This window comes from Microvirga sp. VF16, from assembly GCF_016864375.1.
Lineage (GTDB): Bacteria > Pseudomonadota > Alphaproteobacteria > Rhizobiales > Beijerinckiaceae > Microvirga.
Window position 1 is genome coordinate 102,855 of sequence record NZ_CP069356.1, and the last position, 23,179, is coordinate 126,033.

Annotated in this window: 13 protein-coding genes and 7 pseudogenes; 11 read left to right on the forward strand and 9 right to left on the reverse strand. The window is 63.0% G+C overall.

The genetic code is table 11. The annotated features are described in order from the left end of the window. The first annotated feature begins 43 nt into the window (after window positions 1-43). The 6 genes and pseudogenes from JO965_RS32675 to JO965_RS32700 all read left to right on the forward strand — a co-directional run. Entirely contained in the window at window positions 44-1,072 is a 1,029-nt protein-coding gene (locus JO965_RS32675; protein ID WP_203446204.1) for an IS110 family transposase, read from the forward strand. Window positions 1,073-1,910: 838 nt separating this feature from the next. Next, window positions 1,911-3,704 (forward strand): peptide ABC transporter substrate-binding protein, encoded by a 1,794-nt coding sequence (locus tag JO965_RS32680; protein ID WP_203446205.1) that lies wholly within the window; start codon window positions 1,911-1,913, stop codon window positions 3,702-3,704. 40 nt (window positions 3,705-3,744) lie between these two features. Further along, window positions 3,745-4,704, forward strand: coding sequence for an ABC transporter permease (locus JO965_RS32685; RefSeq protein ID WP_203446206.1), 960 nt, complete (start codon window positions 3,745-3,747; stop codon window positions 4,702-4,704). Further along, window positions 4,670-5,602 (forward strand): ABC transporter permease, encoded by a 933-nt coding sequence (locus JO965_RS32690; protein WP_116532434.1) that lies wholly within the window; start codon window positions 4,670-4,672, stop codon window positions 5,600-5,602. Before JO965_RS32685 ends, JO965_RS32690 begins: the two co-directional genes overlap by 35 nt. Before the next feature lie 18 nt (window positions 5,603-5,620). After that, a complete protein-coding gene (locus tag JO965_RS32695) occupies window positions 5,621-7,483 on the forward strand; it encodes an ABC transporter ATP-binding protein (RefSeq protein ID WP_203446655.1) in 1,863 nt (620 codons plus the stop codon). Window positions 7,484-7,674: 191 nt separating this feature from the next. Further along, window positions 7,675-7,830, forward strand: a pseudogene (locus JO965_RS32700) (transposase); the annotation flags it as partial. 133 nt (window positions 7,831-7,963) lie between these two features. Here the strand turns inward: JO965_RS32700 and JO965_RS32705 are convergent. Further along, a pseudogene (locus JO965_RS32705) lies at window positions 7,964-8,579 on the reverse strand (ATP-binding protein). After that, window positions 8,576-10,056 (reverse strand): annotated as a pseudogene (gene istA, locus JO965_RS32710) (IS21 family transposase). Before istA ends, JO965_RS32705 begins: the two co-directional pseudogenes overlap by 4 nt. 207 nt (window positions 10,057-10,263) lie before the next feature. Between istA and JO965_RS32715 the strand changes: the two are divergent. Together JO965_RS32715 and JO965_RS32720 are read left to right on the forward strand one after the other, a co-directional pair. Continuing rightward, window positions 10,264-11,307, forward strand: a pseudogene (locus tag JO965_RS32715) (IS256 family transposase); the annotation flags it as partial. Between the two features lie 177 nt (window positions 11,308-11,484). Then, complete coding sequence (locus JO965_RS32720; RefSeq protein ID WP_203443608.1) at window positions 11,485-12,510, forward strand: IS110 family transposase; 1,026 nt, start codon at window positions 11,485-11,487, stop codon at window positions 12,508-12,510. A 480-nt stretch (window positions 12,511-12,990) separates the two neighbouring features. Here JO965_RS32720 and JO965_RS32725 read toward each other — a convergent pair whose 3' ends face one another. From JO965_RS32725 to JO965_RS32745, 5 genes and pseudogenes are all read right to left on the reverse strand, one after another. Further along, entirely contained in the window at window positions 12,991-14,034 is a 1,044-nt protein-coding gene (locus JO965_RS32725) for an IS110 family transposase (protein WP_203439317.1), read from the reverse strand. Window positions 14,035-14,507: 473 nt separating this feature from the next. Further along, the gene (locus tag JO965_RS32730; RefSeq protein ID WP_203446207.1) at window positions 14,508-15,488 is read right to left on the reverse strand and encodes an ABC transporter substrate-binding protein; all 981 of its coding nucleotides are present in this window, start codon (window positions 15,486-15,488) and stop codon (window positions 14,508-14,510) included. A 171-nt stretch (window positions 15,489-15,659) separates the two neighbouring features. Next, window positions 15,660-17,405, reverse strand: coding sequence for a HAMP domain-containing protein (locus tag JO965_RS32735; RefSeq protein ID WP_203446208.1), 1,746 nt, complete (start codon window positions 17,403-17,405; stop codon window positions 15,660-15,662). Between the two features lie 329 nt (window positions 17,406-17,734). After that, a pseudogene (locus JO965_RS32740) lies at window positions 17,735-18,241 on the reverse strand (tyrosine-type recombinase/integrase); the annotation flags it as partial. Between the two features lie 245 nt (window positions 18,242-18,486). Next, window positions 18,487-19,014: pseudogene (locus JO965_RS32745) on the reverse strand (transposase); the annotation flags it as partial. A gap of 39 nt (window positions 19,015-19,053) precedes the next feature. Here JO965_RS32745 and JO965_RS32750 point away from each other — a divergent pair. The 3 genes and pseudogenes from JO965_RS32750 to JO965_RS48395 form a co-directional block, all read left to right on the forward strand. Further along, window positions 19,054-19,362, forward strand: a complete 309-nt coding sequence (locus tag JO965_RS32750; protein WP_203446768.1) for an IS6 family transposase — start codon at window positions 19,054-19,056, stop codon at window positions 19,360-19,362. Window positions 19,363-19,422: 60 nt separating this feature from the next. After that, window positions 19,423-20,445, forward strand: coding sequence for an IS481 family transposase (locus JO965_RS32755; protein WP_203446656.1), 1,023 nt, complete (start codon window positions 19,423-19,425; stop codon window positions 20,443-20,445). Window positions 20,446-20,626: 181 nt separating this feature from the next. After that, a pseudogene (locus JO965_RS48395) lies at window positions 20,627-20,800 on the forward strand (IS110 family transposase); the annotation flags it as partial. Between the two features lie 3 nt (window positions 20,801-20,803). Here the strand turns inward: JO965_RS48395 and JO965_RS32760 are convergent. Together JO965_RS32760 and JO965_RS32765 are read right to left on the reverse strand one after the other, a co-directional pair. Continuing rightward, window positions 20,804-21,826 carry a carbohydrate kinase gene (locus JO965_RS32760; RefSeq protein WP_203446209.1) on the reverse strand — a complete coding sequence of 341 codons (1,023 nt, stop codon included), beginning with the start codon at window positions 21,824-21,826 and terminating at the stop codon, window positions 20,804-20,806. 75 nt (window positions 21,827-21,901) lie between these two features. Further along, on the reverse strand, window positions 21,902-23,143 hold the full coding sequence (locus tag JO965_RS32765) for an ROK family transcriptional regulator (protein ID WP_203446210.1): 1,242 nt from the start codon (window positions 23,141-23,143) through the stop codon (window positions 21,902-21,904). Between the last annotated feature and the right edge of the window lie 36 nt (window positions 23,144-23,179).

Sequence of the window (23,179 nt, forward strand, 5' to 3'; positions counted from 1 at the left end):
TCTCGACTGGACGCCGGGCCCAAGCATCGAACGGAGAACACCCATGGGCGAGTATATCGGTCTTGACGTGTCGGTGAAAGAGACGGCGATTTCCGTGCGGCGGGACGGCAAGCGGATCTGGCGCGGCAAATGCCCGTCTGATCCAACCCTGATTGCGGAGATCGTCCGCAAGCGTGCGCCTGCGGCCCAGCGGGTGGTGTTCGAGACCGGGCCTTTGGCGGTGTGGTTCTATCATGCGCTCCAGACCGAGGGGCTGCCGGCGATCTGTATCGATGCGCGCCATGCCAAAGCCGCCCTCGCCATGGCGCCCAACAAAACCGACGCCAATGATGCCGATGGCCTGGCCCATCTGGCCGAGGTCGGCTTCTACCGCGAGGTGCGGGTGAAGGGCTATGACAGCATGCTGATCCGCACGCTGGTGGCCGCGCGGGCCCGATTGGTCCAGATCACAACCGAGCTGTCCAACCAGATCCGCGGGCTCATGAAGACGTTCGGATTGGTCGTGTCGCGCGGCAAAGGCGGCACCTTCGAGGCTGAGGTCCAGCGCCTGCTGGCCGGTCAGGAGGAGCTTGCCCGGATCCTCCTGCCAATGCTGGAGGCTTGGCGCAGCGTGCGCAGCCGGGCATCTGCCCTGGGACGACAGCTTCTGGCCTGCGCCCGGCAGAGTGCGGCCTGCTGTCAGCGGCTGATGTCGATCCCCGGCGTGGGGGCGATCACCGCGACCTCGTTCACGGCCGCCATCGAGGATCCGGAGAACTTCAGCAAGTCGCGTTCAGTCGGCGCCTGGCTGGGCCTGACAACCCGCCGCTACCAGTCCGGGGAGGTCGACTATGACGGCCACATCTCCCGGCGCGGTGACGCTCACCTGAGAGGGCTGCTCTATGAGGCTGCGACCGTGATCCTGACGCGCACTCACGCCGACAGTGACCTGCGCCGATGGGGATTGCAGCTGCGCGAGCGGATCGGCTTCAAGCGCGCGGCTGTGGCCGTAGCCCGCAAGTTGGCGGTCATCATGCACGCGATGCTGAAATCCGGCCAGCCGTTCAACTGGGCAATCAGCGCCACCGCCTGACCGGCCAGAACTGCTATGCGCCTGTCCTGAGGCGTGCCGAGGCGTCCCTGCCGGGACGTGGATGAACCATTCCGCCTAGGCTGTTGCACCGACGCGCCCATAGGCCCGGAGCGTGCGTTTGACACCTTGGAAGGTTCCTCCTGCGAAGCCCCATCATGCGGCGACTGCTGTCGACCGCGAAGACGACACTGCTCCCGGCAAACCACAGCCTCGGCACCAAAAGGGCTTGCATTCCAACGAGCGATTAGACGACAACCAAGACCCAAAGTGGACGTTCGTCTCGATCGCAAAGCTTCCTGTCGTGGGCCCGCTTGCCCGAAGGAAGCGTATTGTGCACTGGCGGATGCAAGGCAGATTAGGCTTGTTGGGACGTGGTAGCGTCGGGTGGGGATCAAGTGCGGGTTCTACAGCGGGGCGGCGAGAATGCCGTGGTGCCGCAAGCTGAGATCGCGAGCGCCTACGAGGTTCGGAATGATGTCGCGGTCGTCTTGGTGCTCTCCTGCCGAGACATCGTGGAGTTCAAATTGCCTCTGGGCAAAGCGGGCCTCGCTCGCAGAGCGAGATCTTAGGGGTTTTTCTGCCGTGCTCCTTGTTCGCGCTGGAGCGGGTCGTTGGTCTGGCGCGGGATCACGAGGCAGCCGGTCCGAGGCCAAGACGGTCAACGGCAACAGCCTTATGGGTGCGAGGAGGCCACTGAGTTGGTGGCTCGAACCCTATTGCAAGTCGAGCGAATGCTGCTCAGGATGGGGTGCACGGCGCCCGGGGGTACCTGGCGCATGAGTTGCCTTAGAAAAGGCGAGGGCTGGTCGGCCAGCTGTCCGCGCGCAGGGAGAACTCCATGGAAGAAGACAAGCTTCGGTCATTAATTGGCGCCGTCAAGGATGGGCGCATGTCGCGCCGCGGCTTCGTCATCCGGATGGCGTCGGTCGGGTTTACGGCTCCGATGGCAGGCATGCTGCTCGCTCAGGCAGGCGTTGCCTTCGCGCAGACCCAACCAGCCTACAAGCCGACCAAGGCCGGCGGCGGCGGACCGCTCAAGCTCCTGTTCTGGCAAGCCGTCACCCTTATCAACCCGCATTTCGCGACGGGAACCAAGGACCAGAACGGCTCCCGGGTCTTTTATGAGCCGCTCGCCGGCTGGGACAAGGACGGCAACCTCATCCCGTTTCTCGCAGCCGAGATCCCGAGCCGCGAGAACGGCGGGCTCTCTGCGGACGGCACTACCGTCACCTGGAAGCTCAAGCGCGGCGTGAAATGGCACGACGGCCAGCCCTTCACCGCCGACGACGTGGTGTTCAACTGGGAGTATGCGATCGATCCGGCGACCGCCGCCACGACGAGCGGCTCCTACACCAGCTTGAAAACCGTCGAGAAGATAGACGACCATACTGTCCGGCTCGTCTTCAAGCAGCCCACGCCGTTCTGGGCCGACCCCTTCGTCGGCGTGGTCGGCATGATCATCCCGAAGCATGTCTTCGCAGAGTATAAAGGCGCCAAATCCCGCGAGGCGCCAGCCAACCTCAAGCCTGTCGGAACCGGGCCTTACAGGTTTGTCGACTTCAAGCCTGGCGACATCCTGCGCGGCGAGCGCAACCCCGATTACCACATCCCCAGTCAACCCCATTTCGACACGATCGAGATCAAGGGCGGTGGCGATGCCGTCTCGGCGGCCAGGGCGGTGATTCAGACCGGTGAGTTCGACTACGCCTGGAACATGCAGGTCGAGGACGATATCCTCAAGCGCATGGAGACGGGTGGGCGCGGCAAGGTCATCACGGTTCCGAGCGGCGATCTGGAATTCATCATCCTCAACACCACCGATCCCTGGACCGAGATCGACGGCGAGCGCTCGCACGCCAAGTCGAAGCACCCCACGCTTACCGATCCGGCGGTGCGCCAAGCCATCAACCTGCTCATCGACCGGGACTCGATCCAGCGGTTCATCTACGGCCGCGGCGGCACGGCCACGGCGAACTTCGTCAATGCTCCGGAGCAGTTCCGTTCGCCCAACATGAAATACGAGTTCAATATCGACAAGGCGAACAAGATCCTCGACGAAGCCGGTTGGAAACAAGGCGCAGACGGGATCCGCGAAAAGGACGGCAAAAAGCTCAAGTACGTCTTCCAAACTTCGATCAATGCGCCTCGCCAGAAGACGCAGGCGATCATCAAGCAGGCCTGCCAGAAGGCCGGCATCGATCTCGAGCTCAAGTCCGTGACGGCGACGGTGTTCTTCTCGTCGGACGTCGCGAATCCGGACACCTACACGAAGCTCTATTGCGACATGGAGATGTACACGACGACGCAGCCGCAACCTGATCCGGAGCGGTTCCTCAATCAGTTCGTCTCGTGGGAGGTCGCGACGAAGGAGAACAAGTGGCAGGGGCGAAACATCTCGCGCTATGTCGATCCGGCGGCCGACGAAGCCTACCGGGCGGCGCAGAAGGAGCTCGATCCGGTCAAGCGTGCTGCGCTCTTCATCAAGATGAACGACATCTTCTGCAGCGCGAACGTGATCCTGCCGATCATCTCCCGCACGCGAACGGCTGCCTGCAGCAACACGCTGGTGCCCAACTACAGCGGCTGGGACGCCGACCTGTGGACGCTCAACAGCTGGTACCGCGAGGCATGATCCCTCAGGTGACACGGACTGGCAGATACGAGGGCGCCCGATGACGGATTACGTGATCAGGCGCCTCCTCGTGGCGATCCCGAGCCTGCTCGGGATCAGCCTCATCCTGTTCACAGTGCTGGCGCTCGCGCCCGGGGACCCGTTCAGCGAGCTTGCGACAAACCCGAACATCCCGCCTGAGGTGCGGGCGAACCTGCGCGAGAGTTTCGGGCTTGATGACCCCATTCTGGTGCGCTACCTGCGCTGGCTTGCCGCGATGGCGCAGGGCGACTGGGGCTTCTCGTTCGCGAGCCGCGTCGACGTCGACACGCTCATCCTCCAGCGTGTGCCCACCACGCTCTTCGTCATCGGATCGTCCCAAGTTCTAGCGCTCGCCATCGCGCTGCCCGTCGGGATCTATGCCGCGACCCGTCCTTACTCCGTGTTCGACCAGATCGCGAACACCCTCGCCTTTGTCGGGTTCTCGCTGCCAACCTTCTTCACGGGACTGCTCCTCATCCTGATCTTCTCAATCAAGCTCGACTGGCTGCCGTTTGTCTACAGGGCCGACATCCCGGAGACTGGCTGGCGCTGGTATTGGGAGCACGCCCGGCAGGCACTCATGCCAGTCCTCGTCCTGGGCCTGTTTCAGGCAGCGTCCTACACTCGTTACGTGCGCGCGGCGGTGCTGGACGTGGTTCGGCTGGACTATGTCACCACGGCACGCGCTAAGGGCTTGCCCGAGCGGACCGTGACGCTGCGCCATGTTGCGCGCAACGCCCTCATCCCGGTGGTCACCCTCGTGGCGTTGCAGATGCCCGCCGTCTTCGGCGGCGCCATCGTCACCGAGCAGATCTTCCGGGTGCCCGGCATCGGATCCCTTCTCATCAACGCGATGCTCGCGAATGACACCCCGGTCGTCATGGCGGTAACCTTCGTCTTCGCCTGCCTCGTCGTATTCTTCAACCTCCTCGCAGACGTGCTCTATGGCTGGCTCGATCCCCGCATCTCTTTCCGATAAAGCGGCTTCCCCAGTTGCTCGCTCCGCCTCACGGGGCAGCGAGACCTGGCGGCGGTTCCGTCGCCACCGGCTGGCGGTGGCGGGGGCTTTCATCTTGAGCTTGATGTGCCTCGGCGTGATGTTCGGATCCCTGCTCTGGCCCGTCGCAATCAATGACATCGACTTCGCGGCAACCTTGCAGGGCCCGTCCCTCGCTCATCCGTTTGGCACCGACGACCTGGGCCAGGACCTGCTCGCGCGCATGATCTATGGCGGGCGCATCTCGCTTGCGGTTGGATTCGCCGCGATGATCATCGCGACCCTCGTCGGGGTCGTGATCGGCGCGGTCGCCGGCATGTCCCGCGGCATCGCCAACTCCTTTCTGACGTGGCTTACCGACCTCTTCCTGTCGCTGCCGCAGCTGCCGCTCCTGCTTCTCGTCATCTATCTCTTCCGCGACCGGCTCAAGGCTGTGTTCGGCCTAGAGGGCGGTGTCTTCGTCGTGATCGTGCTGGTGATCGGAGGCTTGCGCTGGATGCCAGTGGCTCGCTTGGTGCGGGCGCAGTTCCTCTCTCTGCGGGAGAAGGAATTCGTCGAGGCGGCGCGCTCCCAAGGCGCGAGCCGGTGGCATCAGGTGATGCGTCACATTCTGCCAAACGCGCTCGGACCTGTGATCGTAGCGAGCACGATTGAGGTCTCGACGGCAATTATCGCGGAATCGACCCTCTCGTTCCTCGGCCTTGGCTTCCCACCGGACATTCCCACGTGGGGACGCATCCTTTTTGACGCCAAGGATCATCTTGAGTTTGCTCCCCACTGGGCGCTTTTTCCAGGAGCCGCGATCTTCCTCACTGTCCTGTCAATCAACTTCGTCGGTGACGGCCTGCGCGATGCGCTCGACCCGCGACGCATCATCTAGAGAGCAGGCCGGAGCGTGATGGAATCGATCCTCGATGTTCAGGAACTCACCGCCGCCTTCCGCGTCGAGGGTGCGTGGCGCCCCGTCGTGCGCAACCTATCCTTCTCGGTTGGGCCGAAAGAGACCGTCGCCATCGTGGGCGAGTCGGGCTCCGGCAAGAGCGTGACGGCCCTTTCCATCATGCGCCTCCTGCCCCGCGATACGAGCCGGGTCACGGGGCGGGTGCTCCTCAAAGGCCGTGATCTCCTGGGATTGCCGAACGCCGAGATGCGCCGCGTTCGTGGCGACGACATCGCCATGATCTTCCAGGAGCCGATGACCAGCCTCAATCCCGTGCTGACCATCGGCTTTCAGATAGCGGAAGCGCTGATGCTGCACCGGCGTCTCTCGCGGGCAGAGGCCGACGCGGAGACGGTGCGCCTGCTGGAGAAGGTGCGCATCCCGAATGCAAGAGCCCGTCTCGACGACTACCCTCACCGGTTCTCGGGCGGCATGCGCCAGCGCGTCATGATCGCCATGGCGCTCGCCTGCCGGCCGAAGCTTCTCATCGCCGACGAACCGACGACCGCCCTGGACGTGACCATCCAGGCGCAGATCCTCGACCTCGTCAAGAGCCTCCAGGACGAGGAGGGCATGTCCGTCCTCTTCATCACCCACGACATGGGTGTCGTCGCCGAGATTGCTGACCGAACCGTTGTGATGCTCGACGGCGAAGCGGTCGAGAGCGGGTCCACGGAGACGATCTTCGCCAGGCCGCGCCAGGGCTACACGCGCGCGCTCATCGCCTCCGTGCCGGTGCTCGGCTCGATGGCTGGGCGACAACATCCAATGCGCTTTCCTGTCGTCGATCGTGCGACCGGGATCCTGGAGCCCGCCGTCGAGACGCCGGATACGATCGTGCCGTCGACACGGCCCGTGCTCGAAGTCAAGGACCTGACGACGCGCTTCGATCTGCGGTCCGGCCTGTTCGGCCGGGTGGGCGGACGGGTTCACGCGGTTGAGAACGTCTCGTTCAGCCTCGCTCGCGGCGAGACGCTGGCGCTGGTTGGCGAATCCGGATGCGGCAAGTCGACGACGGGACGTTCCGTCATGCGGCTGATCGAGCCGCTCGCCGGCTCTGTCCGGCTCGACGGTGAGGACTTGATGGGGCTCAGCCCCCGCGAGCTGCAGCAGCGCCGCAGGCTCATCCAGATGATCTTCCAGGATCCGTTCGCAAGCCTCGATCCTCGCATGACGATCGGCACCGCGATCGCCGAGCCTCTTCTGATCAATAAGCTCGCAACGCGGCACGAGGCGCGTGAGATCGCCGCCGATCTCCTGAGCCGGGTCGGTCTCTCGCCCGACATGACCAGGCGCTTCCCGCACGAGTTCTCCGGCGGCCAGAGGCAGCGCATCGCGATCGCGCGAGCTCTTGCGGTGGGGCCGAAAGTCATCGTGGCGGACGAGGCAGTCTCGGCGCTGGACGTCTCGGTCAAGGCCCAGGTCGTCAACCTGATGCTCGACCTGCAGGCGGATCTGCACCTCGCCTTTCTGTTCATTTCCCACGATATGGCGGTCGTCGAGCGCGTGAGCCACCGCATCGCCGTGATGTATCTCGGCGAGATCGTCGAGATTGGGCCGCGCAGCGCGATTCTCGAGAACCCTCAGCACCCCTACACCCGGCGCCTCCTTGCCGCCGTCCCGGTGCCCGACCCGGCGCGACGCGGCAGCCGCCATCGGGTTTCGGACGGGGATATCAAGAGCCCCATCAGGTCAGTCGACTACCTCCCGCCGGAGCGCCTGTACCGGGAGGCGTCGCCAGGCCATGTCGTCCAGGTCTGGGGCGAGGAGTGGAATGACCCGATACTGGCCAGGGATCTTCAGGGAACGTTGCCCGGCTGACCGCTCGAGCCGTCGGGTGCGGTCGGAGGGGGCGCCCTTGCTGTTGCCGATCCCAGCCTGACGGCAGATCGCATCCGGGCCTAACGCAATCTTTTTGAGTAGTGTGGTGAAGGTTCTGCAAATCGCCTGAGCGGGGCGGTCATGGCAGGATGGTGATGTCTGACGTCACTTACTCCGAGAGGAGCCCCACCATGACCAGTACCAAGGATAAACCCGCTACCGCTGCCATCAAGGAGCTTCTGAGCCACAACCCGGACGGGCTGCGCGAGATTGTGCGCGCCGTCATGCAGGAGATGCTCGAAGCCGAGATGACTGATGCACTCCAGGCCGCAAAGGGGGAGCGCACTGCAGTATTGCGCGACAATCTGGATTGGGAGTGCGCGGCGATCAGGATGGTGATTGGCTGTCGCGGCGGGCATGATGATTGTCGCGCCGCGACACAGATGCAAGCGCTTTCTTGATTGTCGCTGCGAGCGTCAATCAGGATGAGGTCTTAATGGTCGCGCGCGTCGGCGGACGACCTGGTCCGCGTTTACGTTCAATGGCGGCTCTGCGCCGGTAGCTCTCGACATTCATCGAGGATCAGCAGGTGGTACTTGTCGAGTTTGGCAATCGCCGCCTCCAGCTGCAGATCCCGCCGCGCGCTCTGCAGCTTCGGCACCAGATCGGTGGTGCGGGTGAACAGCACCCGCCAGCCGTTCTCCACCAGCGCCAGACCCAGCGCCGCCGCCAGGTGCGACTTGCCGCCGCCCGGCGGGCCGAACATCAGCAGATTGGCGCCCTTCTCGAGCCAGCTGTCCCCGGCCGCCAGCGCCATCACCTGCGCCTTGCTGATCATCGGCACCGCGGAGAAGTCGAAGCTGTCGAGGGTCTTGCCAGGCGGCAGTCGCGCCTCCTCGAGATGGCGCTGGATCCGTCGGCTGGCCCGCTCGGCCATCTCGTGCTCGGCCAGAGCCGCCAGGAAGCGGGCCGCCGGCCAGCCTTCCTTGTCGGCACGGGCGGCGAAGTCCGGCCAGATCGTCTTGATCGCCGGCAGCTGCAGATCGTTGAGCGCCAGGGTCAGGCGACCGGCATCAATGGCATCGGGGCTCGTCATGCGACCTCTCCCTGATCCACGCGGGCGAGTTCCTCGTAGGCACTGAGCGGTGCATAGGAGACTACGATGTCGGGCACCGCACCGGCATCCGGACTGAAGCGGGCGCGCAAGCGCTTGAGGTCTGGCAGCCGGCCGGCCTTCAGATCCGCGTCGAGGTGCTCGGCAAGTTCGGCCTCGCAGGCGCGCTCGTGCGCTAAGGCGAGCAGATCGACCATGGTGCGGCAGGCGACGCGGGCCGGCAGCTTCCTGATCATCGCTTCGAAGGCACGGGCATAGGCGGACCGCGGAAAGAGCTGGTCGCGGTAGACCAGTCCCATCAGCGCCATAGGCTTGCGCCGCAGCGAGTGGATCACGTGCCGGTAATCGACCACATGCCCGTGCCGGCCGTTGGGGTGCGCCCGCCCGCGCGGCAGCGTCATCTGGGGCGTGCCGCCAAGATAGACCTCGAGGCGATCATCAAACAGGCGCACCCGCAGCCGGTGGCCAATCAGGCGCGATGGCACGCTGTAGAACACCTTGCGCAGGACGAAGCCGCTGGTCGAAGTTACCGTGACGATGGCGTCCTCGTAATCGGCGGTGCGTCGATCCGGCAATTCCTGCAGGGCAGCGCGCTCGACCTCGATGCGCGCGATATTGCGGGCATTGCGGCGCCCGATCACCTCGTCGACGAAGCGGCGGTAGGCGTACAAATCGGCAAAGTCGCGTGCGCCACGCAGCAGCAGGGCGTCTTCGATCATCTTCTTGAGATGGCCGTGCACGCTCTCGATGGCGCCGTTCTCGTGGGCGATGCCCGTATTGTTGCGGCTCGGCTCCATGCCGTAATGGGTGCACAAGGCATCATAGCGCCGGGTCAGGTCCTCGCGGGCGTCGCGATCGAGATTGCGGAAGGCGGCCGAGAGGCTGTCGCTGCGATGCTCGCGCGGAGCGCCACCCAAGGCCCAGAGGGCGTTCTGCAGCCCCTCGGCGAGCGCGACATAGCTCTCGCCGCCGAGCACCACGTGGGCATGCTCGAAGCCGGAATAGGCGAGCCGGAAGTGATAGAGCCGGTGATCGAGCGGCTGGCCGACAAGGGTGATGGCCAGATCGGCCATGTCGGTGAAGTCGGACAGGCCCATGCGCCCGGGCTCGTGCACCTGACGGAAGATGACCTCCTGCTCGGGGCCGTGGAGGGCGCGCCAGGAACGAACCCGGCGCTCGAGGGTGCGGCGGATGCCGGGGCCGAGATCGGGATGGCGGCGGATGATCTCCTCGAAGAGAGCAACGGGCCGCAGGCTCGGGGCGGCCTGGAGGAGCGGGACGATCTCGCTGTCCCAGACGCTCGCAAGTGGGTCGGGACGCCGGCGCCCGCGTGGGGCTTTCCTCTGCGAGGGCAGACGCGGGTTCTTATCAATGCGAGAGGCGGTGGAGGGCTGAAGCCGGCTTTGGCAGCGGCGATCGCGGCGGTGTTGGTTTGGCGAAACTTCATGTACAGCCTCATCTGGCAGTCGGTGATATGGCGGCCGGGCAAAGGGTGGATTCCTCATTGGCGTGAAGACATCCAATCCTTAGCCGGTCGGCCCCGACTGCCAGACGGTGTGGTCCTGACGGATCACACCGTCGCCGCTCTCGCTCCCCTTAAGAAGTGACAGCGGCCTCGCACCTCATCCTGATTGCCGATCAACTGCCACCCTGATCGCCGCGCGGCACTGCAGCTCGCCTCGGTTACCGCGCCGGCTATTACAGCCGTACCCTCATCACCCGCGTCGGCAAACTCGAGCTGCGCGTGCCGCAGGACCGGGACGGACGCTTCTCCACCGAGCTGTTCGAGCGCTATCAGCGCTCCGAGCAGGCGCTCGTCGCCACGCTGGCCGAGATGTACGTCCAAGGTGTCTCCACCCGCAAGGTCAAGGCCATCACCGAGGAACTGTGCGGCCACAGTTTCTCGGCCTCGGCCATCTCCGCCACCAACAAGCGCCTGGACGCGAGCTTGAAGGCCTTTGCGGAGCGGCCGTTGAGTGAGCCGTTCCCGTACCTGATCCTGGATGCCCGCTACGAGAAGGTGCGCGAGGGCGGCATCGTCACGTCGCAGGCGGTGCTGATTGCTGTGGGCATCGACTGGGACGGCAGGCGCCAGATCCTGGGTGTGGAGATGGCCAACCGCGAAAGCCAGTCCGCCTGGAAGACCTTTCTGCTCGGCCTGCGCGAGCGCGGTCTCTCCGGCGTGGAACTGGTGGTGGCGGATGATCATGCCGGGTTGCGCGCCGCCATCCGCGAGGTGCTGTCCGAAGCAGCCTACCAGCGGTGCTACGTGCACTTTCTCCGCAATGCCCTCGATCACCTGCCGCGCAAGGCCGACGATGACTGCCTGCAGGAGCTGCGCTGGCTCTACGACCGCCGCTCGGTCGAGGAGGCCCGACGCGATCTGGTGGCCTGGATCGCCAAATGGGAGACGCGCTATCCGCGCCTGGTGGCCTGGGCCGAGGAAACGATCGAGGAGACGCTGACCTTCTATCGCCTGCCGCGTCAGCACCATAAGCACCTCAAGAGCACCAACATGCTTGAGCGCCTCAACGAGGAGATCCGGAGACGCACCTACGTGGTGCGGATCTTCCCCAATGTGGCCTCATGCTGCCGGCTGGTGCGGACGCTGGCGGTCGAGACCCATGAGAACTGGCTCGAGGCGCACCGCTATCTCAACATGGACGACCTGAAGGAGCACAAGAAAACCACTCTTCGCGAAGCCGCTTAGCCAACCTGACCGGCCGCCCCGCTTTGCAGAACTTGACGCACACAATCATCTTTTTGTCCGGTCGGTACTGACTAGGTTCGAAGCCAATCAAAGGTCTGCCTTTGATGCTGTGGACGGCTCCCACCCAGCGGTGAGGTAGCATGGCTGTTGTCAGCAGCCAGCGAACAGGAGCAGCCCATGAGCACGGTCACTACCATTGGTCTGGACATCGCCAAGTCCGTCTTCCAGGTGCATGGCATCGATGCCGAAGGGGTCGTGATCATCCGACGCCAGGTCAGGCGAGGGCAGGTGCTCAAGTTCTTTGCTTCCCTGCCACCCTGTCTGATCGGCATCGAGGCCTGTGCGAGCGCCCATCACTGGTCACGGGAGTTGCAGAGCCTCGGTCATGAGGTGAAGCTCATGCCGCCGGCTTATGTCAAACCGTATGTAAAACGACAGAAGAACGACATGGCCGATGCCGAGGCGATCTGCGAGGCAGTCACCCGGCCCACCATGCGCTTTGTCGAGACGAAGACGTGCGAGCAGCAAAGCACCCTGATGCTGCACCGGGTGCGGCTGATGCAGGTGCGGCAGAGGACCATGCTCACCAATGCGATCCGAGCACACCTGGCGGAGTTCGGCGTGGTGGCGAAGATCGGCCGGGAAGGTGTTGATGAGTTGCTGCTCATGGTCAGCAACGAAGATGAGCGCATCCCGGAGCTGGCCCGGGCCTGCATCCTGGCCTTGGCCGAGCAACTGGTGCTGCTCAAGCGCCAGATCCTGGAGATGGACCGACGGATCACCGCCTGCCACCGCGCCAACGAAGTCAGCCGCCGGTTGGCCGAGATCCCCGGTGTGGGTCCGCTGCTCGCATCAGCTCTCGTGGCCCATGTTCCCAACCCGAAGGCCTTCTCATCCGGGCGCAATCTGGCGGCCTGGATCGGCTTGGTGCCGAAGCAGAACTCCAGCGGCGGCAAGGAGCGGCTCGGCGGCGTGACCAAACAGGGCAACCGCTACCTGCGCTCCCTGCTGACGGTGGGCGCACTCGCAGTGATCCGCTTTGCCCAGCGGCACGGGACGAAGCGGCCGTGGATCGTGCAACTGCTGGCGCGGCGGGCCACGAAGGTAGCGGCGGTGGCCCTGGCCAACAAGATGGCCCGGATGGTGTGGGCGATCATGGCCAAGGGCGAGCACTATCGGGAGCCTGTTGTACAAGCGGCATAATCATCGTCGGAAGGCTCCGGCGATCACGAGGTTGGAAAGGGCGAACAGACGTTAATGCAGGATCCGGTCGAACCGGGAAGCGGGACACCCCACTCGTGCCAGAGCATCTTGGAATGCGAGCTTTTGGTCGGGACCCCTTCGCGGAGGGCATTATGGCCAGCGGTCATAAGCACCGCATCAACAGGTCGAACACATGGCCTATGTGGACGGCCCCCGCCTCGCAAGAAGATTTCGGCATGGTTTGATCGGATCGCTTGCGGTCATATGTCCGGCCTTTCATTGCAGTCACACATGACCGCTGGCCAAGATGGCGTCCGCTCTGTGAGTTCCCAACAGCACCGCGGCCTCGCCAGACCACAGTCATGTGCGGAGTGTCTCACCGTCTGGATCGATCGATCACACCATCTGCTCGCTTCCTTGCAAGGTCCGACACCAGCTCAACACGAGAGCGCTTGAAGGGTTCTCATGTCGGGCTGATCTCTACACAGCGCACGCCGCTGCCGATACTGACGCTGGGGCTTTGTAGCTCTCCCCTGTCACCATCAGCTTCCAGGCAATGCGGGCGATCTTGTTGGCCAGCGCCACGGCAACCAGCTTGGGCGGCTTGCGCTGGAGCAACGCCACCAGCCACGGCGAAGGCGGCGCACTCTGGCCGCGCCGCAACTGCCGGATGACAGCAGTCGCCCCGACCACCAGCACGCTGCGCAGGGCCTCGTCACCGGCCCGCGTGATCACCCCATGCCGCACCTTGCCGGCGGTGGAATGATCCTTCGGGGTCAAGCCAAGCCAGGCGGCAAAGTGGCGGGCCGAGCGAAAGGCCTCGGGTGCAGGCGTCTTCATCACCAACATCGCAGCGCCGATCGGACCCACCCCAGGAATCCTGGCCAAGCGTCGGCTGATCTCATGGGCGCGGTGCCAAGCCATGAGGCGATCTTCAATCTCCTCCAATCGGGCCTGCAGCTGCGCATACTCCGTGGCCTGCATCGCAAACAGCTCCCGGGCGAGAGCCGGCAAGGTCTCCTCGGTTTTGACCCGCTCCAGCAGAGGCTCGATCCGGCACAGCCCCTTAGGGGCAATGAGCCCGAACTCCGCCGCATAGCCGCGGATCACGTTGACCAGCTGGGTGCGCTGCCGGATCAAGCGATCGCGCACGCCCACCAGCATCAAGGCCGCCTGCTGGTCGGCTGTTTTGACCGGCACGAAGCGCATGGTGGGCCGGCTCATCGCCTCGCAGATCGCCTCGGCATCAGCCGCATCGTTCTTGCCACGCTTGACGTACGGCTTGGCCAATTGCGGCGCGATCAGCTTCACCTGGTGCCCTAACGACTGCAGAAGGCGCGCCCAATGGTGCGAGCCCCCACAGGCTTCAAGGGCAACTACGGTGGGCGGAAGCTTGCCAAAGAAGGTGATCAGATCCTGGCGCCGCAGCTTCTTGCGCAGCACCGGCTCCTCGGCGGCATTCACGCCGTGCAGTTGGAAGACGTGCTTTGACGTATCCATTCCGATGCGGATAATCTGGTCCATGGACGGTCTCCTGTGACTGAGATCTGCAACGACCTCATTCTGGCACAGCGATGCCGTAAGGGGGCCGTCCACTCCAACAGCATCGACCAGCCTTGCAGAAGCGTTTAATAAATCCCTTGCCAACAGGGAGCCGTCCACACATGGCAGATAGTGTTGAAAAAGTCCGCAAGAGCCGTTTTTCGTGCGGCTGGCATACAGGATGCTGAGCCTGGTCTGGTACACTGACCCCAGTAATAGACCGACGCAGCAGTGCCCGGCAGTTTTTCAACAAAATCGGCACGAGACGGAAGTAAGCTGAATGTCTGTCCTGGCAAGGAACAGCAGACGTTCCTGGAAGACAGGGATCATCAGTACATGACCCGCTTTAGACGTTTTTGGTAAAGATACCGCGACTTCGCAGACGCGGCCCCTGAGATCGCATCGCAACGCGCCAGGTCACTCCCAAAGCGTAAGTTGGAACTCGAATAAGGACATCACTCGATGACCGTATCGGCACCGCTGATCAGTGAGGGCGGGATGGCGATGCTGAGGGCCTTTGCCGTTTTTAGATTGATGGCCAACTCGACTTTCGTGACGAGTTGCACCGGCAGATTGGAAGGCTTCCCGCCGTTCAGGACCTGCCCGGCGTAGCTGCCGGCACGGCGATGCGATTGCGCGAAGTCGCCGCCATAACTCATCAGGCCACCTGCCGTGGGAAAGTCGCGGGACTGCGTGACCGCGGGCATGGAATAGCGAAAGCACAAATCGGCAAGCTGCGTACTGCGGAAAGCGAAGTAAGGATCCGAGGTGAAGACGAGCCCTCCTGCCTGCTCTTGGGTGGCGGCCAAGAACATCGCTTCAAACTCACCTTCGGTGCTGGCATTCATGACATGGAGCCGAACCCCGAGAGCCTCGGCGGCCGTCTGGAGGTTCCGCACCTGTGAGCCCGAGGTTGGGCTGGTCGGGTTGACAGCAACGGCGAAGGACGAAGCAGCCGGACGCAGCTCATGCATGAATTCCAGCCGCTTGCGTGAGACTTCCACGCTCAAACTCGAAACGCCGGTGAGATTGCCTCGCGGCCGCGACAGGCTGTCGACCACGCCGAGCGCGACGGGGTCGCCCCCCATCTCGAAGACAATGGTGATCGTCTTCGTCGCCGCTTTCGCAGCGAGCGCGGCAGGTGCGCCGCCGGACGCGACGAGGACAGTGACCTGTCGGCTGGCGAGATCAGCTGCCAGCGCGGGTAACCGGTCGTACCGGCCTTCTGCCCATCGGTATTCAATCGCTACATTGCGGCCCTCGACATAGCCGGCATCGGCAAGGCCTTCCCGGAACGCCTTGAGGCGACTGTCGAACGGTCCGGGCGATTCCGGCGCGAGATAACCTATGACGGGCATTGCCGGAGTTTGCGCGCGCACCGGGAGTGTCCATGCCGCCGCACTGCCCAGCCATGCGAGCACGTCCCGCCGTCTCATCGCATCAGCATCTGGGCGTGAATGCGAGGGACATACGCGAGATGGGATTTCATTCCAGCCACTGTCATCCGGTCATCTTGCAGTTTTCAGGAGCATCCGACGACTTGCTGCCATCATAGCCGCAATAACCGTTTCACGAAACCAGTTTGAGCGACCCTAGAGGAGGGGCGATCAAGAAGCTTCAGGCCGCTTAGCGAAGGCTACGCGGTACACTAGGAACTCTTCGTCGTAGCCCTTGATCAGACGCATGCCGATCGGGTGCACGGTGCGCTTGTCCTTAACCGCTTCCGCAACCGTCGCGTCTGCAAGGATCTCGCGATCCGAGGCCGACGCGCACAAGCGGGCGGCGAGGTTTACGACGCTGCCGATGGCGGTGTAGTCGAACCGGCTCTCGTAGCCGATCCGCCCGACCGTGGCCGATCCCATGGCAAGTCCCATCCCGAACCCGATCCGGTAGCCTCGCTCCTGCCAGTCGACGATGAGTTTCTGCACGCTCACCTGCATCTCCACCGCCAGATCGACAGCCTGCAGTGCCGGCTCGGCGACGGAAACAGGGGCGTTGATCAGCAACATCAGCCCATCGCCCGAAAAGCTCGTGAGAGTGGCCGCATACTTGGTAATTATCTGGCCCAAAGCATGGTAGTACTCCGACAGGACGCTCATCACTTCGTCGGGAGCCGCTCTTGCCGAGAAAGCCGTAAAGCCCCTCAAATCGCAGAAGACAGTCACCACCTCGGCGCGGCGGCCTTCGAGCACGTCGTCGTCGCCCGTGCGGTCAACCAGCTCCGCCACCTGGGGCGCCAGAAACCGCTTGAGTTTGGCAATTCGCTCCTGGCGTTCCTGCGACACTGCGAGTCCGGCCGCCATTGCGTTGAAGCTTTCGGCCAGCCGCTGAAGTTCGTCTCCTGTGTTGATTTCAATCCGGTGGTCGAACTGTCCGGCACCGATGCGTTCGGTGCCTTCCTCGAGCAAGTGGACCGGCTTGGTCATCCGGCTGGCGAGAACATAGGCCAGCAGGCCTGCGAAGGCGGCACCGGCGAGAAGAAGCCCGCTCGTTCTCCACAGAGCCGCATAAATCGGCCTGAAGGCTTCGGTGAGAGGCTGCTCGACCACAACGGTCCAATCGGGGCCCGTTACGGGTGTGGCGGCCGCCGCAACGGCTATGCCCGCTGCGTTCCGACTCGTTGCCACATCCGCACCGGCGCGCCTCACTGCCTCCCGGATCTCCCGAAAGGGAGCGAGCGTGGTCTCATCGGCACCCCGCAGCACAAGGCTGATGTCTGGATGGGCCACGAGCCGCCCCGGCTCATCAAGCACGAAGGCGTGGCCCGTCTGTCCGATCCTGATGGCCGCGATCACGTCCCAGATCAGCTTCAGGTTCACCTCGGCGACAACCATGCCGACGGACGGCCGGTTACCGGACATCGCGATCGTCATGTAGGGCTCGGAGTCTCGATAGTAGCTCACCTTGCCATACCAGAGCCCGGCCGAGCGGGCTCCTGCAACCGCCACGTCGGCGGAGCTGTCCACCCGGCTCTCGTTCCGGTTCAAGCCTATGCGCGAGACATACAGACGTTCGCGACCATTGCCGTCGATCAGGGTGAGGCTGACGATGGCCGGCACCTGTCGCAGCAGACGCAAGGCATCTATGCGCCGCCTCTCGTCCGGTTCTCCGGTCCAGGGGAGTTGAACCAACCAGCCCAGCTGATTGGTGATGCCGTCGAGGAAGCCCTGGATCTTGGTTCCCGCTGACCTCGCCTCGACACCCAGAAGCTGCTCGAGCCTCGTACGTTGATCGCGATAGCCAAACCACGCCTCACTAACGCCATTGGTTGCGAGTGGGATGACCACGGCCAGAAACAGCACGAGGAAGTATTTCTGAAAGAGGCCACGGAATCGCAGATGCTGCCTGGCCATGATCTATGCGCCTCAGCCGGGTTCGCCGAAGACCCGCTGGGGCGGCAACGCAGGGATCGCATGGTGCGTCGAAACGGAAGGCGAATAGATCATCAAGATCCCTAGACCCGCAGCTGTCGTATTCCAGCGATTATGAAGCCAAGGGCGGCAACATGCCAGTAATTTGCCACTATAGAATGCAACTATTCTTTGCCCTTGGCACCTTAATCCGAAGAGCATATTCCGCCTTCCGATCACTAAACTAGGCGCCACCCTGGGGTCACGTTCCTGAATCTCCTGGCCATTCTCTTTCTGCTCTGGCCCCAATCCGACCAGACAACTTACATGACTGTCCTTCGGTAGATCATCGAGGCTTTGGTCCGCCGCAGTGAGTGTGTGCCGTAGGCCAAGGGATCCAGCCCAATCGCACGAAGCCAGGATCCGAGCAGGCGAGCGTACTGGCGCGTAGTCATGGATCTCTGCCGATTGATCCGGCTTGGAAACAGCGGCTCGCCCTTATGCAGGTCCTTCTTCTTGAGCCAGCGCCCTACAGCCTCGCGGGTCTGCTCCGTGATCTCATACTGAGCGGGTCTCCCTGTCTTCCGCTGGATCACGGTGGCGCGGGATCGCACCCGCCCATTGAGCGCCACATCATCCACTCGGAGCGCGATGAGGTCACAGGCGCGCAGCTTGCTGTCGAGCGCGAGGTTAAACAGAGCCAGATCCCGAACACGTTGCGCAACCTGGAGTCTGACCCGAATGGACCAGATCTCCTTAGCCTTGAGAGGCGGCTTGGGTCCAATCAGCTTGCCTCGGTCCCAAGGTGTGGTAGTTCGGCAAGTGTGGTCAGCGATCATGTCTTGCATTGCAGTGCTCCTGAAGCGAAGCCCCCCGCAATGAACCTTGGCCGTTCTGCCGACAAATCCCAGACTGAGCATACCTCCCAAACTCTTCGTCAGCTTACCAAGGTAAGCCGGACGTCTCTTACTTTGCTCCGATCTCCTGCTCGTGACCGAGGTCGTGTGAAAACGCGATTTCGAGCAACGTGCGATGGCCGCTGTTTGCGTGTACATCCCTGGCCTGAGTTGGCCGGCATGGGAGGTCAGGCTGCCAGCGCTTTGAGCAGAGGCCTGACACCCAGGATGTTGATCATCCGCTTCAGGTTGTAGGCCAGCACGTGCAGGCTCATCTCGGTTTTGACCTTCTCCAGGGTCTTCATCAGGAAATGGGTACTGCCCATCCAGGCCTTGATGGTCCCGAACGGATGCTCCACCGTCTGCCGGCGAATGAGCATGGCCTCTGGCATGCGCTCGAGCCGATCTTGCATCCGGTCGAGCACATCTTCGTGCTGCCGGCGCCTCACCCGCTTGTGCGTGTCTGGCGAGCATCGCGGCTTGAAGACGCAACTCGGACAGGCGGTCAGGTTGCGGTAATGATCGATGGTGTCCCGCCGATCTGAACGCACCTTGCCCTTCGTCAGGTGCTGGCCGGCCGGGCAGATGTAGCGGTCATGCTCGACGTCATAGACGAAGTCCTGCCCGGTAAACAGGCCGCGGTTGGTGTTGCCGGAGGTCTGCGTCTTGGGAACATAGGGCACGACACCGGTGCCCTCGCAGGCCAGGGTACTGTCAAGTTGGCTTAACCCGAAGCCTGTGGCAGGGTCTTGGGCATGAGCACCACGTCCAACCTCTACCGCGGCTTTCGCTTTCCGGCCGAGATCATCAATCAGGCCGTCTGGTTGTATCACTGCTTCAGCCTGAGCTTACGCGAAGTCGAGTTGATCCTCGCGGCGCGAGGCATCGTGGTCAGCTACGAGACCATCCGTGAGTGGAGCCTGCGCTTCGGGCGCGCCTATGCCAGCAGCCTCAAGCGGCGCCGGCCGCAACCCGGCGACAAATGGTTTCTGGACGAGGTGTTCGTTCGTATTAAGTTGTCTGGTGGCGGAACGTTGTTGGGACCAAGTGCGTTGCGCGATTGAGGAGTATGCTTGGCGCTTTGACGGCCTGCGGCGCCGAGCTCCTCATCGCAGGAGGACATGATGCACTCCCTTCATCCGCAAGCCCGCACCACTCCAGCCGTCCGCCAGGAGATTGCCCGCTCATCCGAGCCGACGGGCGTGCTGGCCCAGCGCTTCAGTGTGAGCACCGAGACGGTCCGCAAATGGCGCAAGCGCGGCCCCAAAGACTGTCAGGACCACAGCAGCCGGCCGCACAAGCTGCCCTGGAGGGCCACCGAGGAGGAACGCGCCATCGTCTGCGCCCTGAGGCAGGCCACCGGCTTTCCGCTCGACGATCTGACCTTCGTGGTCACGCATTTCCTGCCGCATCTCAACCGTGATGCGGTCTACCGCATCCTCAAGGCTGAAGGCTTAGGCCGCCTGCCACCGGCGCAGCAGCGCCAGCGCCGGAGCGGCACCTTCAAGGACTACGATCTCGGCTTCGTGCACATGGACATCAAACACCTGCCCAAGCTGAGAACCGCCAATGGCGAGAGCCGCAAACGCTTCCTCTATGTCGCCATCGACCGCTGCTCGCGCTGGGTGCACCTGGCCGTCAAAGACGACGAGCTGGCCATAAGCGCGATTGCCTTCCTCAAAGAAGCGATCCGCGCGTTTCCCTTCAAGGTCACCCACGTGCTCACCGACCGTGGCTCGTGCTTTACCGCTGATGGCTTCGAGGACGCCTGCCACCAGTTGAAGGTGGAGCATCGCAGGACCAAGCCCTACACGCCGCAAACCAACGGTCTCGCCGAGCGCTTCAATGGACGGGTGCAGCGTGAAGTGCTCGGCATCACGATCTACAGCCATGGGGATCTGGAGACGCTGCTCAAGGGCTTCAACCAAGCCTACAACAGAAGACGCCAGCGCGTGCTCAAGGGGCGATCACCGGACGAGGTCGTGCGAAGCCGCTTGGTCGCTGAGCCGAAGCTGGCCAATCGGCGCGCGAAGCCACCCGATCCACACGCTTTGCCTCAAGCCCTCCAGGTCGTCGCTCACGCCAAGGAGGTCTCGCATCCAGACAAGTTCGGCATGCCCAAAGGTTCCTCGCCACTCACAGCCTGATCCACAACCACTTCCAACTTCGCCGTCACCGTGTTTCCGTCAACGAGTACCGCGACGCCCGCGATCGCGCCTCTATCGCTTGGCGTGATGCGACGGGTGCTGCCCTTATAGGCTAATGTGAACCGCCTCGATGGCGTCCCAGACGGCAGCTTTGTCTGTTCGGCGCCAAGTTGACAGTACCATTATCAGGATGCGCAGCCATCCACTAACCCTTGACTATGTCCGTCGACGAACGGCAGAAGGTAAAGGCAAGATGGAGATCATTCGTTGTCTCAAGCGCTTTGTCGCACGGGAGATCTTTGGCTATCTCTGCCGAGCCAGAAGGGATCCCACGACGGTCCCTTCGACCTCTTGACCTCTATAGGAGCATCAATGCGGCTGAAAGAGCCTTCACAAAGCGCTTAGTGGCATCCGGATCAGATTTGGGCCCTTCCTCACCAAGAACGCTCTGCACCTCGGCATCAGTTGGGACATTCGCGCCCTGTCGCGTGCAGGTGATAGACGATGCCGCAACTGCATATCGGAGGGTCTGCTGCAGTTCGGCGACGGTCAGGTCCTGAAACCGGCAATGAGGCAGACGCCCGATCTTGGCAAGGTAGGCCAAGGCAGCCGCATGGAAGGTGTCTCCCGCTCCAACGGTATCGACAACGGCGACCTTACGACCTGGGACCACGACGGGCATCTGTCCGCGAAGATAGCCGGTTGCGCCGGTTGCTCCATGTGTCACCAGGATCAGTGAGGGGCCAGCTGTGTGCCACCTCCGCACAAGGGCTTCGACATCGACGTCCGGGCCATAGGCTGTAACAAGATCCTCATCGCTTGCCTTGACGATATTGGCATAAGGAAGGAAAGCCTCGAAGCGATAACGCCATTCCTCCAGGTCGGGGGTCACTGTCCGCCGGACATTCGGATCAACCGAGATGGTCAGACGTCCCGCCTCCCGTCTGGCCAGAGCGAGATAGGCATCCGCGACCGGCGCAACAGCCATCGTATACGAGCCGAACGTGATAGCCTCGATGGTGTCAGGAAGCATTGGCGGCAAATCTGCCTCCGTGACGTGACGATCAGCTTTGCCTTCGCCGTGAAAGGAATAGGCCGGATGACCCGTATCATCGGTTGCCACGACGCTGATCGTTGTCAGCCGCTCCGAGCGGACAGCGTAGGCGAGATCTACATCCTCGGATGCTAGCGATTCCGCTAAAGCACGGCCGAAATGATCAGCCGAAATGCCTCCGTAGAAAGAGGAGCGTTCGCCGAGGCGCGACAGTGCAATGGCAACATTGAAGGGCGACCCGCCAAGGGCGATCTCCGTCTTGAGGCAGCCCAATGGACCGTCATGAACGAAAAGGTCGATCAGAGCTTCACCACATACGAGGATCATGCTCGCATCTCACACAGTTAGGAAATCGGCAGACAATCGATTGGGGTCTGAGCCCGGGCCGGACGCCTCGGCGCATCAAACCTCCTCCTTGAACAGCACGTCGCGATCGAGAAGATATTTCGCGAAGAGCGGCAGACTGGCTCCTCCGATCGCGCGGGCGTTGGCGCCGATGGAGCCCTCAAGAATCTGAAACGGTGAAAGGCCCTGAAGATCGATCTCGGCAATCCGCTCGCGTGTTCGCGCCACAAGTTGACGACACACATCTGGAGGAAAGGCACCATCGATGATCGCCGCTCCGAAATCAATGACCGAAACGGACGCCACAATGGCGTGGGCCAACCCATAGGCGGCTTCGTCGATCCACTCGTCGAGCAACGGGCCGATGGGTTGCCACTTCGACGGAGATTGGAAGATCGACAATGGATCATGGCCCTTGGACGCAAGACGCTCCTCAAGGCGCACCAGAGATGCCAGGGCAATTAGTTGCTGTGAGCCGCCGGCGCTCCCGACTCCTGCGCCTTTGTAACACGGGATGGGCATTGATCCGACAGCCCCAGCATTGCCAAAGCGGCCGGGATAGAGGCTTCGCCCCAGAACGATCCCGCCGCCGATGAAGGAGCCAACGAAGAAATAGACGAAGTCAGGGTGCTCGCGCCCGATCCCAAAGGTGAGCTCGGCGCCACAGGCGGCCGTGGCATCGTTGGAGACGATAACGGGGAAGGGACTCAGGGCGCTGATCTCGGCTTGCATGTCGAAATTGCGCCAGGCGTCCAGCACCTCTTGTGGCGCGCCCAATGCCTCGGTCCAGTTCCAAAGCTCGTACGGAGTGGCGACTCCAATCCCGGCAATGCGTTGGAGTTCCGCATCGCTGAGACCTTTGGTGATTTCCGCCAAGCCGCTGCCAAGTTTTGTGAGCAACCCTTCCGGGGTTGGATAGGGATAGGCCCAATGAATTTCGCGGCAGACAGTCCCGGCAAAGTCCATGAAGACCAGGTTGGCACTCCGGCGCCCAATCTTGAGGCCGATGGAATATGCACCGGTCGGATCAATTTGGAGAGGAACGGAGGGCTGGCCGACCCGACCCCGCTGCGGCGACATCCGCAAGAGCAAGCCGTCCGCCTCAAGGGCTCGCACGATTACGGAGACAGTCTGAGCTGACAGGCCCGTTGCCCGCGTGATGTCAGCCTTGGATAGGTTCTCGTGCCGGCGCACGAGGGAGAGGATCAGGCGTTCGTTATAGGCGCGGACACCCGTGAGATTGCTACCCCTCGCCCTGTCCTGGGTCGCAGTATGAGCCATGCCAGATGCGAAAACCATCAGTGCCGTCCGGTGTCGGTTCGCCCGGCTGGGCGC